The 14,292-nt window shown below is 73.2% G+C and carries 13 protein-coding genes; 4 read left to right on the top strand and 9 right to left on the bottom strand.

All coding sequences use genetic code 11. From position 1 onward, the window contains the following. Window positions 1-48 precede the first annotated feature (48 nt). On the top strand, window positions 49-894 hold the full coding sequence (locus QC283_RS20875; protein WP_279563115.1) for a LysR family substrate-binding domain-containing protein: 846 nt from the start codon (window positions 49-51) through the stop codon (window positions 892-894). Window positions 895-924: 30 nt separating this feature from the next. Here QC283_RS20875 and QC283_RS20870 read toward each other — a convergent pair whose 3' ends face one another. The 4 genes from QC283_RS20870 to QC283_RS20855 all read right to left on the bottom strand — a co-directional run bounded on the left by QC283_RS20870 (window position 925) and on the right by QC283_RS20855 (window position 6,043). Next, window positions 925-1,665 carry a DUF4142 domain-containing protein gene (locus QC283_RS20870; protein WP_279563114.1) on the bottom strand — a complete coding sequence of 247 codons (741 nt, stop codon included), beginning with the start codon at window positions 1,663-1,665 and terminating at the stop codon, window positions 925-927. A 169-nt stretch (window positions 1,666-1,834) separates the two neighbouring features. Continuing rightward, window positions 1,835-4,663, bottom strand: coding sequence for a beta-L-arabinofuranosidase domain-containing protein (locus QC283_RS20865; RefSeq protein WP_279563113.1), 2,829 nt, complete (start codon window positions 4,661-4,663; stop codon window positions 1,835-1,837). 179 nt (window positions 4,664-4,842) lie between these two features. Then, complete coding sequence (locus QC283_RS20860; RefSeq protein ID WP_279563112.1) at window positions 4,843-5,538, bottom strand: HAD family hydrolase; 696 nt, start codon at window positions 5,536-5,538, stop codon at window positions 4,843-4,845. A gap of 28 nt (window positions 5,539-5,566) precedes the next feature. After that, window positions 5,567-6,043, bottom strand: coding sequence for an Lrp/AsnC family transcriptional regulator (locus QC283_RS20855; RefSeq protein WP_279563111.1), 477 nt, complete (start codon window positions 6,041-6,043; stop codon window positions 5,567-5,569). 214 nt (window positions 6,044-6,257) lie between these two features. Between QC283_RS20855 and QC283_RS20850 the strand changes: the two genes are divergently transcribed. Both QC283_RS20850 and QC283_RS20845 read left to right on the top strand, forming a co-directional pair. Further along, window positions 6,258-7,748, top strand: coding sequence for an FUSC family protein (locus QC283_RS20850; protein WP_279563110.1), 1,491 nt, complete (start codon window positions 6,258-6,260; stop codon window positions 7,746-7,748). A gap of 155 nt (window positions 7,749-7,903) precedes the next feature. Further along, window positions 7,904-8,938 (top strand): lactonase family protein, encoded by a 1,035-nt coding sequence (locus tag QC283_RS20845; protein WP_279563109.1) that lies wholly within the window; start codon window positions 7,904-7,906, stop codon window positions 8,936-8,938. Between the two features lie 222 nt (window positions 8,939-9,160). Here the strand turns inward: QC283_RS20845 and QC283_RS20840 are convergent, their stop codons facing one another. Together QC283_RS20840 and QC283_RS20835 are read right to left on the bottom strand one after the other, a co-directional pair. After that, window positions 9,161-10,087, bottom strand: a complete 927-nt coding sequence (locus QC283_RS20840) for a sirohydrochlorin chelatase (RefSeq protein ID WP_279563108.1) — start codon at window positions 10,085-10,087, stop codon at window positions 9,161-9,163. 134 nt (window positions 10,088-10,221) lie between these two features. Next, complete coding sequence (locus QC283_RS20835; RefSeq protein ID WP_279563107.1) at window positions 10,222-11,196, bottom strand: N-acetylglucosamine kinase; 975 nt, start codon at window positions 11,194-11,196, stop codon at window positions 10,222-10,224. Window positions 11,197-11,491: 295 nt separating this feature from the next. Between QC283_RS20835 and QC283_RS20830 the strand changes: the two genes are divergently transcribed. Beyond that, window positions 11,492-12,169, top strand: a complete 678-nt coding sequence (locus QC283_RS20830; protein ID WP_279563106.1) for a uracil-DNA glycosylase — start codon at window positions 11,492-11,494, stop codon at window positions 12,167-12,169. A 119-nt stretch (window positions 12,170-12,288) separates the two neighbouring features. On the opposite strand, the gene QC283_RS20825 is transcribed toward QC283_RS20830, so the two are convergent. From QC283_RS20825 to QC283_RS20815, 3 genes are all read right to left on the bottom strand, one after another. Next, on the bottom strand, window positions 12,289-12,873 hold the full coding sequence (locus tag QC283_RS20825) for a TerD family protein (protein WP_279563105.1): 585 nt from the start codon (window positions 12,871-12,873) through the stop codon (window positions 12,289-12,291). 142 nt (window positions 12,874-13,015) lie between these two features. Continuing rightward, complete coding sequence (locus QC283_RS20820) at window positions 13,016-14,023, bottom strand: sporulation protein (protein WP_279563104.1); 1,008 nt, start codon at window positions 14,021-14,023, stop codon at window positions 13,016-13,018. A 43-nt stretch (window positions 14,024-14,066) separates the two neighbouring features. Beyond that, a complete protein-coding gene (locus QC283_RS20815) occupies window positions 14,067-14,285 on the bottom strand; it encodes a hypothetical protein (RefSeq protein ID WP_279563103.1) in 219 nt (72 codons plus the stop codon). Between the last annotated feature and the right edge of the window lie 7 nt (window positions 14,286-14,292).

Here is a 14,292-nt window from a genome sequence, read left to right as displayed (position 1 = left end):
CCGTGCCTGGTGACCGCCGTCCCTGCCCACGCCCGGTAACCTGGCCGGGTGACAGGCTCGGAAGAATCCCCCTCGTTCCGGCTCGCGTACGTCCCGGGGGTGACGCCCGACAAATGGGTGCGCATCTGGAACGAGCGGCTGCCCGGCGTCCCGCTGTCCCTGACCCAGGTCGCCCCCGCCGAGGCGGGCGGCGTGCTGCTGGGCGGCGACGCCGACGCGGGGCTGGTGCGGCTGCCCGTGGACCGGAGCGCTCTCAGCGCGATCCCGCTCTACACCGAGACCACGGTCGTGGTGATCCCCAAGGACCACCTGGTCACCGCGGCCGACGAGGTGGCCGTCGAGGACCTGGCCGACGAGATCGTGCTGCACCCCTTGGACGACGTCCTCGGCTGGGAGCGGCTGCCGGGCCGGCCCGCACTCGAACGTCCGGCCACCACGGCGGACGCCGTCGAGCTGGTGGCGGCCGGGATCGGCGTGCTCCTCGTGCCCCTGTCGCTGGCGCGGCTGCACCACCGCAAGGACCTCACGTACCGGACGGTCACGGACGCCCCCGAGTCGGGCGTGGCCCTGGCCTGGCCCGAGGACGCGCACACGGACCGGGTGGAGGACTTCATCGGCATCGTCCGAGGCCGGACCGTCAACAGCACCCGGGGCCGGCAGCCCGCCCCCGCCCCGGCGAAGGGCGAGCGCACCGAATCGGCCGCGCGGGGCAGGCCGGGGGCCGGGAAGCAGACCGGCGGCGCGCGGCGCGGCACCGTCGGCAACGGCAAGAGCGGCGCCAAGGGCGGAACCAGGAGCGCCGCCAAGGGCGGCAGCAGGGGCAACGTCAGGAGCGGCGGCAAGAGCGGCGGCACCAAGGGCGGCGGCGGGCGCGGCAAGCCCCGCCGCGGTTGACACGGGCGACGCCACGCTCCCTCGTGTCGGTCAGCGGACCGTCGGACTGGGCGTCGGCGCCGAGGTGTTGACCTCCAGCCCGGGCGGCGCGGTGAGCGAGAGCACCGGCTCACCCGGCTGCGGCGCCGGCGGTGTGAGCTGCGCCTTGGGCAGGTCCGGCGGGGCCGACTGCTGGAAGTTGACCTGGTCGAAGTTGACCAGGCCGGTCTTCTCCAGCACGGTGATGTGGTCCAGCACGGTGTCGTTGGCCTGGTCGGCCAGCTGACGCACCAGGGAGTTCTTGGTGTTGGCGCGGACCTTGGCGATCACCGGGAAGATCTGGCCGTGCGTGATGCGCATGATGTTGACCGCGGTGGTGTCGAACTGCTTGCCCGTCGCCCCGTCCACGGTCGACACGAACTGCTGCTGCTGGGGAGAGGCCAGGTTGGGCAGGGTGACGCCCAGCTCGGGCGCGATCCTGCGGCAGGTCGCGTCCAGCCGGGCGTGCCCGACGACCAGGTGCTCGCCGGCCTCCTTCATCTCCGGTGTCGAGCCCCGCTCCATGGCCATCAGCCCCAGGGGGTGTTCCCACAGCCCGGCGGCACGGACCTTCACCACGAAGTCCCGGTCCGCCTCGGTGAGCGGCCCGAACACCGTGTTGGTGATGACGCGGTCCTGGGTACTGACCGTGTTCCGCACTCCGAGCATGGTCGGGTAGGCGAGCGCGGTGAGGGTGAGGACCAGGGCACCGCCCACGAAGGCGGTCCCTGCCGTGGTGCGCGTGATGCGCATCGTGCCTCCTGGGGCGAAGACAGGCTCGGACACCAGGAGGTACGGATGCGGGCGGCGAACCGATCACCTCCGCGAGCAAAAACTTCCTCGAGTAAGAACTTCCGCGGGCAGGACTTCCGCGTGGACTTCCGCGGGTAGGACTGCCGTGGGTGGAAGACCCACCGCGCCGTCAGTCCGCGTAAGACGCCTTCCGCGCGGTCCGCACCACCTGTTCGCCCTTGTCGTCCCCGAGCAGCCCGGCCTCCACCCACGCGTCCACCGTGGAACGCACGTGCGTCACCAGTGCGCCCTTGTCACGGAACGGGGCCGCCGCCCAGATCTCGTCGAGCAGGGTGGTGCCGTCGTCCTTCGCCGGGTTGGCGACGCCCGAGTCGGTGCCGCCGAGGACCACCCGGGGTTCCGAGCGGCGGAAGTAGGCGTGCGTCGGATCCTCGGTCCCCTCGGCGAACGGCGCCCACTCGGTGCCGTCCAGCGTGTAGTGGAGCGGCTTGCCGGGCACGGGCGTGAGCGTGGGCAGCAGGTCGCCGGAGAGACCCGCGTCGCGGTACAGCCCGCACTCCAGGAGGTCGGTGGACGGATCACGGCCGACCAGGTTGACCGGACCGTAGAACAGCGCCTGCAGCGACGGGTCGTCGAGTGCCTTCTCCACCCGCAGCCGGAAGGGCACCCGGACCCGCACGGTGTCGCCCCGGCGCCAGGTCCGGGACACGGTGAAGTAGCTGCCGGGCGTCGGAGTCCCCGGTACGGCGCGCCCGTTGACGGTGACGCGGAACCCCGCCGTGGCCCACGACGGTACCCGCAGCCGCAGCGCGAAGGCGGCACGGCCGCCGCCGAAGGTGAGGGTGCTGCCCTGTTCCCGGGGATAGTCCGTGGTCTGCGTGACGGTGACGCCCCGCTCGGCCCAGGTCAGGGTGGAGCGGCTGTAGAGGTTGACGTACAGGGCGCTGCCGTCGGCTGCGGCGAAGTACACCGAGTCCTGGTACTTGGTGGCGCTCTCCAGGCCGGTGCCCTCGCAGCAGGTCGTGCCCTGCTTGGGCGTGTAGTCGCGCACATGGCCGGGCGTCAGCCCGATGAAGTAGGTGACGAGCGGCTTCTCCGCATCCGGCCGGTCCTGTTTGGAGCCGAGCACCTGGTTGTACAGGGCCCGCTCGTAGTAGTCCATGTACGCCGGGTCCTGGTCGTGGAAGAACAGGGTCCGGCTCAGCTTGAGCAGGTTGTAGGCGCAGCAGCTCTCGGCCGTGGTGGCACTGATCGTGCCCGCGATCACGTCCCGTGCCTTCCAGAACTCACCGGTGCTGGTGCCGCCGATGGCGTACATGCGGTGGGGCACGACCATGCCCCAGAAGTTCCTCGCCGCGGTGAGGTAGCGCTCCTCGCCCGTCTCGTCGTACAGGCGTACCAGGCCGGTGAAGATCGGTATGTGCTGGTTGGCGTGCAGGCCGTCGAGGACGTCGGTGTTCTCGGCGCAGGCGTCGATCAGCCGGTCGAGGTCGAACAGCCGGGCCAGCGCGAGATGGTCAGCCTCGCCGGTGACCGCGTGCAGGTCGCAGATCGCCTCGACGATGCCGCCGAACTCCCCACTGGAGAAGATGCCCCACATCCGCTGAAGCGTGGCCGCGGGCAGGGCGGACAGCCGCGCGTACATCCAGTCGCACATGCCGGACGCGAGGTCCAGCGCCCGGTCGTCGCCGCTGGCGAGGTGGGCGTCGAGCAGGCCCCTGAGGATCTTGTGCGCCGTGTAGTACGGCGCCCAGACCTTGGTGTAGTCGCTGCCGGTCATCGACTCCAGCTCGATGAACTGCGTCTCCGGATACGCCGCGAGGAACCCGGGGTGGCTGGGCCCGCCCCAGGTGCGGCGCAGCGTGGCCGTCAGGCCCCGGTCGGAGGAGTCCGCGAACGTCCCGCCGGCGGTCTCGTCGAAGGCGTACGACGCCAGGTCGCCCCGGCCGGCCGGTGTGTCGGCGGCGCGGTTCTCCCGCAGCGCGCCCATCTCGGCGGCGCTCAGGGCGCGTGACCAGACGTTGAACTCCTCGAAGGCGCCCGCGAAGACGGGGTCGGCGGGGTAGTGCGAGCGGCCGAGCCAGTGGTGGGCGAGGGGGCCGAGGACCGCCGGGGTCAGGGTCATGGCCGTGTTCCGCGCCACGGCGGTGCCGTCGACGTAGAGGGTGCCCGTGCCGTCCGCGAGGGTCACGGCCAGGTGGCTCCACTCGCCCAGAGGCAGCAGGGCCGTGCCGTCGATGCCCTGCTCGCCCGCGGCGCCGCTGTCGGTGATGGCGAAGCGCGGCACGCCGTCGGCGTTGCGGGCGGCGAGGTAGAGGTAGCGGTTCGTGTCGTCGCCGAAGTCGAGGACGCGGGCCCAGTCGCCGTCGTGGGTGGGCTTCACCCAGGCGGCCAGCGTGATCGCCGAGGTGTCGCCGAGGACGCCGGCGGGGAGGTCGACGTACTGGTGGGAGCCGCGCACGTTCTCGGCGGCGGCGCCGAAGCGGCCCTCCGTGCTCAGCACGGCCGGGTCGTGGCGCAGGGCCTCGCGCACCTCGGTCAGCGCGCCGACCATGGTGCCGGTCCGCTCGGCGAAGACCCGTTCCCCGGTGCTGCGGTACGCCTGGGACAGCATGGTCAGGAAGTGGCCGGTGTAGTGACCGCGGAGGTTGCCGTTGGCCTCGCCGTCCAGTCCCTCCCAGCCGCCGGGGGCGACGGCCCCGAGGGTGGGGAGACCGGCGTTGGCGCGGAAGACCTGGAGCAGCCGGTTCACGTCGTAGCCGCGGGCGTGGTCCAGCATCAGCCGTCGTCTGTCGGCGAAGACACCCCGGCCGAGCGTCACGTCCTCCAGCCCGAACGGCCGCACGGACCAGGCAGCCGGTGCCGCGGGGCCCGCGAGCGCGGAGGGGGCCTGCGGCGCGGCGCCGGGCCCGCCGCTCGCCGCGTACGAGACCGCGGGCGTTCCCGCGACGACCGCCGTGGCCAGCAGAAGGCTCCGCCGGGAGAGGGGCGCTGCCATGTGCTCCTCGATTCATTCGAAATACCGAACGCTGTTCGGAAGGTCGCCCAGAAGATAGGCAGGAGGCAGGGGGGCGTCAACGCTACCGACGAGTACGGCCAGAGCGCGTGTCAGGCGGTCCGGCGAGTACGGCCAGGGGGCGGGTCGGGCGGTCCCGACGAGTGCGGTCGGCGGGCGTGTCAGGCGGTCCGGACCGCTCGCGCGAGCCAGTCGTACGCCGCCCGCGCGGTGAACTCCTCCTGGCCGCCGCGCACCAGCAGGCCGGCGGTGGCGAACTCGGGCGCGTCGGCCTGGGCCGCGACGTACGGGATCGCGATGCAGCGCATCCCGGCCGCGTGCGCGGCGGCGGCCCCGGGGGCGGCGTCCTCCAGGACCACGCAGTCGGCCGGGTCCGCGCCGAGCCGGCGCGCCGCCTCCAGGAAGACGTCGGGCGCCGGCTTGCCCCGCGCGACCTCGTCGGCCGAGACGACCGTGCGCAGCCACGCGTCCAGACCGGTGCGGGACAGGATCGTCTCGATGGCCCCGGGCGACGAACCCGACGCCACCGCCAGCGGCACTCCCTCGGCCGCCAGGAGTTCGACGAACGCGCGCATCTCCGGGTACGCGCGGGCGGAGGTGCGGGCCAGCTCCAGATAGTGGCGGTTCTTGACGGCGAGCAGCTCCTCCACGGGGGCCCGCAGGCCGTACCGCCGCTTCCAGTCGGCGACCGTCTCCTGGGTGCTGATCCCCACGTACCCCTCGTGGTCCGCCCAGGTGAAGTCCGGTACGCCGTACTCGGCGAGGGTCCGCCGGCCCGCCTCGTAGTAGTTCGGCTCGCTGTCCACGAGCGTTCCGTCGAGATCGAAGATGACCGAGATGCCGCCGAGAGTGCTCATGGGGTCCAGGATGCCAAGGAGCCGGGGATCACTTTCGCGCCGTGCGCCCGATCGACTCCACCAGGGGCAGCAGCCGGTGCGGCACGCGCTCGCGCAGCGCCACCTCACTGCGGGTGCGAACCACCCCGGGCAGACTGATCAGCTTCTGGACCACGTCCTCCAGGTGCGCGTTGTCGCGTGCCACCACCCGGGTCAGCAGGTCGCCGCCGCCCGTGATGGAGAAGGCCTCCACGATCTCCGGGACCGCCGCCAGCGCGTCGCCCACCTCGTCCAGGTGGCCCTGGGTGACCTCGATGTGCACGAAGGCCAGTACCGGGTGGCCCAGCGCGGCGGGGGAGAGGGAGGGGGCGGTGCCGGTGATCACGCCGTCCCGCTCCAGGCGGTCGAGCCGGGCCTGGAGCGTGCCGCGGGCGACCCCGAGGAGGCGCGCGTACTCCCGGACGCTGGTGCGCGGCTGCTCCAGCAGCAGCCGCAGGATGCGGGTGTCGAGTTCGTCGACGGCCATGACGTCCGGTCCCCTCGTCGGCCATTGGCTCTTCGGTGGCCGTGGAAATATCGCGATGACTATACCAATGGCCCACTGCAGCGCGGGCCTGTTGAGCCACTGGTGGAAGAGATGCTCCTATGGAGGGGTCGATGGCGCTGCGGATCCCGCGGCGCCTTTTTCATGCCAGTGACCTGGGGCCCGTGGGCGCCCGTATACGAGGGGGCGGTAATCAGTGCTGAAGAAGGTGTTCGTGAGCCCGGATCCGGGACGGTCCCGGCTGCGGTTCGCCGCGCGGGCCGTCCTCGGCATCGGGCTGGCCGTCGTGGTCTGCGGCCTGGCCGGTACCTCTCTCGTGGGCGCCGTCATCGGCGGGCTCGCCGCGCTGCTCGCGCTGTTCACCGTCACCGACGCCACCGTGCGCGGGCAGGCGGTCACCACCGCGCTGCTGCCGGTCGCCGGACTGCCCGTGCTGACCGCCGCGGCCGCCCTGCACGACCACCCCGTGGCCCGGGACCTCACCTTCCTCGCCGTCGTGGGCGCCGGCGTGTACGCCAGGCGCTGGGGCCCGCGTGGACACAGCCTCGGCGTGTTCGCCTTCATGACCTTCTTCATCGCCCAGTTCCTGCACGCGACCACGGACCGGCTGCCCGAGATGTTCGCCGCCGTCCTGCTGTCCGTGGCCGCCGCCGCGGCGGTGCGCTTCGGCCTGTGGTGCTACGAGCGCCGCCTGCCCCCGCCCGCCGTCCTCGCACCGCCCGCCGGCACCGGACTCGCCCGCATCACCACCCGCCAGGCCGTCCAGGCCACCGCGGGCGCCGGCTTCGCCCTGGTCGTGGGCCAACTGGTGTCCGACGAGCGCTGGTACTGGGCCGTCGGCGCCACCTGGTGGGTGTTCGTCAACACCACCTCGCGCGGCGACACCCTGGTCCGCGGTTTCCGCCGGGTCCTCGGCACCGTCGTCGGCATCGGCCTCGGCTTCCTGATCGCCGTCCCGCTCGCCGGATCCGCGGTGCCCACGGCCGTACTCGCCGCCGTCTGCGTCTTCGGCATCTTCTACACCGCCGCGGTCTCCTACACCTGGATGATGCTCTGCGTGACGGTGCTCGCCGAGCTGCTCTACGGCCTCCTGGACTTCCTCAGCCCCGGCCTGCTCGCCCTGCGGCTCGCCGAGACCGGCGTCGGGGCGCTCGGCGCCGCGCTCGCCGTGCTCTTCGTGCTGCCCGTCACCACGCACGCCGTCACCGACGCCTGGATCCAGCGCGCCCTGCGCTGCGTCCACGCCTGCACCGCCGAGGCCGCCGCCCGCCTCGCCGGAACCCAGGGCGCCGACCCCGCGCCGCGCGTGGCCGAACTGGAACAGATGCTCGGCCGGGTACGGCTGTCGGTCGCCCCGCTCGTCCACCCGCTGAACCCGATGTACGGCCGCAAGCGGCGCGCCCGCCGCGTACTCGCCCTGCTCGACGACTGCGCCCGGGAGATCCGCGGCCTGGTCGCCGTCGCCGCCGACCCGGAGGCCTCGCACGACGCCCGGCTGGCCGCCGCCTGCTGGCGTGTCGAAACCGCGGTCGAGGCACTCACCGGCGGCAGGCCCCTCCCCGCCCGCGCGGACGGGCCGCGCGCCGCCGAGCCCGCGTTGGCCCACCTCCACGACCTGGAACGCGCCCTGGCCGAACTCGCCGCGCCCCTGCGAGCCCCCTCCGGCTCGCCGCTCGTCGGCGCCTGACCCGTCCGGCCCCGCGTCCCCCATTTGGTCTAGACCGCGCGTGATCGACTGCTACCGTCACCCCGGGGCAGACGATCAGTCGGCACTCGACGAGGCGCGGGACGGCGCGACCACCCGGGACGGCGCGGGACGGCGCGGGACGAGAGGGAGCAGCGGTGACAGACGGCGGCAGGCGGCAGCGGCGGGCGTTCATCGGGTCGTTCACGGCGGCCGGCGGCCCCGGCATCGTGACGGCGGCCGTCGCGCCCGACAGCGGCGCGCTCACGGTCCTCAGCGGCACGGACCGCCTGCCCGACCCCTCCTACCTGGCCCTGACCCCCGACGGGGACATGCTCTACGCCGTCAGCGAGACGGCCGAGGGCGCGGTGGCCGCCTTCCGCGTGAGCGGGGACAAACCCGAGCCCGCCGGGCGGCCGGTGTCCGTGGGAGGCGACGGGCCGACCCACCTCAGCCTGTACGCCGGGCACGTCCTGACCGCCAACTACGGCTCCGGCAGTGTCACCGCCGTGCCCGTCCGCCCCGACGGCACCCTCGCCCGGTCCGCCTCCGGCGTCCTGCGGCACACCGGCTCGGGTCCGCACGCCCAGCGCCAGCAGGGGCCGCACGCCCACCAGGTGCGGCCCGACCCGAGCGGGCGGTGGGCGGTCAGCGTGGACCTCGGCACCGACTCGGTGCGGGTCTGCACCCTGAGGGACGGCGCCCTCGCCGTGCACCGGGAGACCGCTCTGCGCCCCGGCTCGGGCCCGCGGCACCTGGCCTTCCACCCGGACGGCTCGCGCGCCTACGTGGTCAACGAACTGGCGCCCACCGTCACCGTCTGCCGCTGGGACGCCGCCGAGGGCGTGCTGCAGCCCCTCAGCGAGGTTCCGGTGCTGCCCGGGGCACCGGCCGGCGACGCCTTCCCCTCCGGCATCGTGGTCTCGCCCGACGGCCGCTTCGTGTGGACCGCGACCCGGGGCGAGGACGTCCTGTCCGTGTTCGTCGTGGAGCCGGACGGGCTGCGGCTGTTCGGGACCGTGCCGTGCGGCGGGCACTGGCCGCGGGAGATCGCCGAGTCGGACGGCTTCCTGTACGCGGCCAACGAACGATCCGGAGACGTGACCTGGTTCGCGCTCGACCCGGAGACCGGAGTGCCCCGGCGCACCGGCTCACTCGCGGTACCGGCGGCGTCCTGCGTGGTCTTCGGCTGACCGGGCCGGCGGCCCGCCGCCCACCGGTGAAGGGCTCCTCGGGCTGCCGGCGGCCCGCCGCGACCCCGAGGGGGATCCTCGGTCCTGGGGCCCACCGCGCGCCCGGGCGGTCGTCAGCCGTCCCCCGCGGTGGCCCGCGGGTTCGCCGTACGGCATGACGAAGGGCCCGCTCCGGTACGTGAGCGGGCCCTTTCGGTCGTGCTCGGGGCGGGCGCCCCTGTGTCAGCGGACCGGCGTGCTCTGCGGCTGCTGCTGGGGCGAGATGCCGAGCGCGGTCGTGTACTTGGCCAGCGCCAGCTTGCCGATCGCCGGGTACGGGCCGAGCGGCTCGGCGGTGGAGCAACCCACCTCCCTGGCCGCCTCCTCCAGCAGGGACGCCTCGATCTCCGGGCCGATCAGGTACGGCGCGAGCGCCAGCTGCTGCGAGCCCGAGGAACGCAGCTGCTCGGCCACGGACGCGATCGAGCCCTCGTCGTCCAGGGCCGCCGCCATCACCGGCACGGCGAGGCGCGCGGCGAGCAGCATGCCGGTGATCCCGGCCGCCTGGACGGCCTCGTCACCGCCCACGGAGGCCAGGATGATGCCGTCCGCGGCGGTCGCCACGGTGAACAGGCGGGCGCGGTCGGCGCGGGCCAGGCCGGCCTCGGAGAGCCGCACGTGCAGCGCCTCGGCCAGCAGCGGGTGCGGACCGAGGACGTCGGTCAGCTCGGCCGCGATCCGGCTGTCCATGACAGCCTGCCGGATCCGGCGCAGCAGCGCGCCGTCCGGGCCGGCCAGCAGCGGTACGACGACGGCGACGGGGCCCTCGGGCTCCTTCACGTCCAGGCCGGCGGCGCGTGCCTGCTCGTAGCGGGCGGTGCGCTCCTCGGCGGCACGCACGAGGACGGTCGACAGGGAGAGGAACTCCTCGTCGTCCCCGTCGAGGTGACCGATCCGGGCGTCGAGGCCGGGCAGCTCGGAGCGGGCGATGCTGATGACCTCGTCGGCGAGGCCCCGGGTGGTGCTGCTGGGCGTCCCCGGCACCGCGAGGACGAGCGCCGGCGCGCCCTCGGGAGCCACCAGGGGTTCGGGACGGCGGTGCCGTCCTGGCTGGCGGGGGCGCGGCATTCGTACTGGCAGGCCGGACGCGGGCCCAGTGGGGGAGCTCATGGCGCCGCATGTTACTGGTTTCCGGGGTTTCCCTGTTCGGGGAGGGTGCAGGTGAGCGGTATCCGTCCGGTTTTGTCTGATGAGTGATGTACGGATCGGCCGACATCGGCATGATTCACCTCGCCGCGGACCGATTATCGGCCGTCCGGCACAGTCGTCACCCACAGCATCCTGTCGTCACTCGGAAGGGTGAGTGAGCCGGTCGCCAGGTCGTTCGCGATCCGCACCGAACCGTGCAGGGGATCGCCCTCGGCGGTCGTCCGCCGCGCATGCGGCAGCCGCTGGGCCAGTTCCTCCTCCAGCGGTACGACGAGGGGGGCGCCCATCTTCAGCAGACCACCGGTGACCGCGACGCGGGGCTCGCCACCCGGCGGGCAGACCGCGGCGGCCGAGTCGGCCATGTGCCGGGCGGCGGCCCGCAGGATGCCCGCGGCGACGGGGTCGTCGGCCGCGCAGGCGGCCACCTCCGGCGCGAAGGAGGCGAGGACGGCGGGACGGTCCGTACGCGGATACAGCTGACCGGGCAGGCCCGCCACCGGGCCGAACCGCTCCTCGGCGCGGGCGAGGAGCGGGACGGAGCCGCGCCGGCGCCCGTCGTGGGCGCGCAGCGCCGCCTCCAGGCCGGCCCGCCCGATCCAGGCACCCCCGCCGCAGTCGCCCAGCAGATGACCCCAGCCGTCCGCCCGGTGCCAGCGGGTCAGATCGGTGCCGGTCGCGATCAGGCCGGTGCCCGCGGCGACCACGGCTCCGGGCCGGGGGCCGAGGGCGCCGACGTACGCGGTGACGGCGTCGGCGACCAGGGCGACCGTCCGCACGCCCAGCTCCCGGGCCAGCGCGCCCGGCAGCTCGGCCCGCAGCGCGTCACCCAGGGTGGCCAGCCCGGCGGCCCCGACGACGACGGTGCCGAGCCGGGTCACACCGGTCTCGGCGGTCAGCGCCCTGGCCATGGGCAGCAGCTGTGCCAGCAGATGCCCGGTATCGATGCCGCGCGCACCGGTGCGGACCGGTTCTCGCGACGCACGCCGCCCGCGCCCGTCGGTGCCGGCCGTACCGACGACGACGCGCAGACCCGAACCGCCGGAGTCGACGGCCAGGAAGCCGCCGCTCACGGCAGGCACCGGTCGCCACGGCCCCGCGGGACGGGGGGCGGCCCCACCGCGTACGCGGGAGTTCTGGGGGCCGGCTCTCGACGGCGAGAGGCGGGCGGGACGTGATGGCGACGACGGAGTGGCGCGACCACTGGATGCAACAGGTTCCCCGCCTTTCCGGCGACCGGCCACGCGATCTGTCGGACCGGCGCGATGACCTCGACGTGGAGGAAGAGTAGCGCTGAGGACGGCGTCCGCGCGCGGGGGCTTCGGGGGCTGTGCGGGGACCGGTCGCATGCCAGTAGAGTGACGCGCCGTGGCACCACGACCCTTGCATGAACTTGTCGAAGCAGGCTGGGCGAAGGCTCTGGAACCTGTGGCTCAACGCATCGCCGTGATGGGAGACTTCCTGCGGGCGGAGATAGCGGCCGGCCGGACGTACCTGCCGTCCGGGGCGAACGTCCTGCGGGCCTTCCAGCAGCCGTTCGACGACGTCCGTGTCCTGATCGTCGGTCAGGACCCCTACCCCACGCCGGGGATGGCGATCGGGCTGAGTTTCGCGGTGGCGCCCGAAGTGCGCTCCTTGCCGGGCAGTCTGGAGAACATCTTCCGGGAACTGCATACGGACCTGGGGCTGTCCCGGCCGTCCAACGGGGACCTGACACCGTGGACCGAGCAGGGCGTGCTGCTGCTCAACAGGGCGTTGACGACGGCGCCGCGCAAGCCGGCCGCGCACCGGGGCAAGGGCTGGGAAGAGGTCACCGAGCAGGCGATCCGAGCGCTGGTCGCCCGTGACAAGCCGCTGGTGTCCATTCTGTGGGGGCGTGACGCGCGTAATCTGCGGCCGCTGCTCGGGGACCTCCCGGCGGTCGAGTCCGCCCATCCGTCGCCGATGTCGGCGGACCGTGGCTTCTTCGGCTCCCGTCCGTTCAGCAGGACCAACGACATGCTGGTGCGGCAGGGCGTCCAGCCGGTGGACTGGCAGCTGCCGTAGGCGTCGGCCCGCCGTGTCCGGCCGGGGCGTGCCGGTGGCCGACGGCCGCGCGGTCGCCACCGGCGTCCTCCCCGGCTCGACCGGGGACGACAGACCGGCACGGGGTGCTGTCCGGTGCGCTACTTGCTCACGGCGAAGCGCATCAGGGCGTGCTCGTCGCCCTGCTTGACCTTCCCCGTCTCGTTGATCACCTCCAGCTTCCAGGTGCCGCCCACCCGGACGGCCTTGGCCACGGCGCAGCCGTTGTCCTGGCTGAGCAGGCTGGGCCAGATGTCGGCGACCTGCTGCGTGCTGCCCCCGGTCGCGTCGTAGACCTTGAAGCTGATGTTGCGGGCCTTCTGGAAGGAGCTGCCCTTCTTGTAGGCGGCCGCGACGAACACGATCGACGTGATGGCGGTCGGGAGCTGGGCGAACTCGACGGTCACCGTCTCGTCGTCCCCGTCACCGTGCCCGGTCTGGTTGTCGCCGCTGTGGAGCAGTGAGCCGTTGCCCATGGGGTCGAGGGAGTCGAGGCCGGCGAGGCGTACCGGGTCCCCGCCCTGCAGGGCGACGGCGATCAGGTCGAGGTCGGTGCCGGTCTTGCGGCGCAGTTTGCCGAGCACACCGCCGCTGCTGCCGGCGGTGGGGTCCCAGGAGACTCCGATGGACAGGTGGGTCACTCCGTCCAGGTCTGCCGGTCCGTCTTCCTTGGTGAGCGTGATCATGTGCGGGTCTTTCTCTGTCGACAAAACTACATCAGGCAGAGTGTGCCTGGCGGCTCGGAAGGCCCACCCGCCGGGTCCCGGCCCGGCGCGTGCTCGCCCTGCGCCGGGGGACCGCCGCGGACCAGGCGGGTGGCTTCGTCACTCAGCCCTCGTCCTCCTCGTCGCCTTCGAAGAAGTCCCCGACCTCGTCGACGACCTCCGCGGCGACCATGCCGCCGACGACGCCGACCGCCAGTCCGGCCGCGCCCGCCGCGACAGCCGTGCCCATGCCGGGACCGGAACGGTGACGGTCTTCGTGAGGGCGGTCGGGCCCGTGGAACCCGCCGTGTCCGTGGTCGGTGTGCGGGGCGGCGTGGCCGTACGCAGCCTGATGGCCGTACGCCGTCCGGTGCTCGACGAGCTGTCGTACCCAGCCGTCCACTTCGGCCGTCCAGTCGCGCACGTCGTGGTGTCCGACGGCGAACCGGGTGAGCGCGTCGTGGCCGGAGGAGAAGAGGCCGCCACGCTTGTCGGCCTCCAGCACCACTTCGAGCCCGCCCGGGCCGGCCAGGAAGGTCAGTTCGATCTCGTTGACCTGGTGGGCGTACCGGGGCGCCGGAGTGAGCTCGATCTCCTGGTAGAAGGGCAGCTGCTGCCCGGTGCCGCCGATGTGCCCGTACTCGAGATCGGCGGACCTGAAGCCGAAGCCGAGCTGTCCGAGCGCCTCCAGAACCGCCTCCTGGGCGGGCAGGGCCGCGACGGTGAGCTGGTCGAGGTCGCCCTTGTCCTTGGCGCCGGCGACCGCCAGTTCGGTGCGCACACCGAGCACGATGCCCAGCGGCTGCCCGTACAGCTCGGTGACGGGCGTCTCCCACGGCAGCATGACGCTGAAGGGCACGCTGCGCGGTTCTTCCGCGGCGAGCCGGAAGCCGCCGCCGACGGTGAACCGGTCGAAGACGACGGCGCCCTCGCTCTCGCCGTCCCCGTGTTCCGCCTCGACCCGGGCGACCAGTTCGAGTGTGATGTGGTCGATGTCGAAGTCCGCCTGGCCGCCCTTGAGGTGCACCTGTCCGGTGAGGGTGCCGCCGGGCAGTGCGGGGGCCGGGTCGAGGACCGTGTCGACCGTGGGGGCGCCCACGCCGAGCGAGCCGAGAAGTCGCTTGAACACCATGGTGGCGTCCACTCCTTTTGCGTGCGTGATGTTCCGTGAGGGGCTACTTGGCCGCTTCGAGAGCGGCGAGTGCCTGTGCCCAGCGGGCGTACTTCAGTTCGGCCAGGTCCGCGACGGTTCTGACCCCGAAGGCCTCCTGGAGCAGCTCGCCGTCGCGGTCGGAGACCCCCTTCAGTGCCGCCACCGGCGCCGCGAGTATCTCCGGCAGCCTCTTGTCCGCCCATGCCTTGTCCAGCACCGTGTCCAGATCGATCGAAGCCATGTGTCTC

This window comes from Streptomyces sp. DH41 (assembly GCF_029813785.1).
In the GTDB taxonomy this organism is placed as follows: domain Bacteria; phylum Actinomycetota; class Actinomycetes; order Streptomycetales; family Streptomycetaceae; genus Streptomyces.
This window is presented reverse-complemented; position numbering and strand designations above follow the sequence as displayed.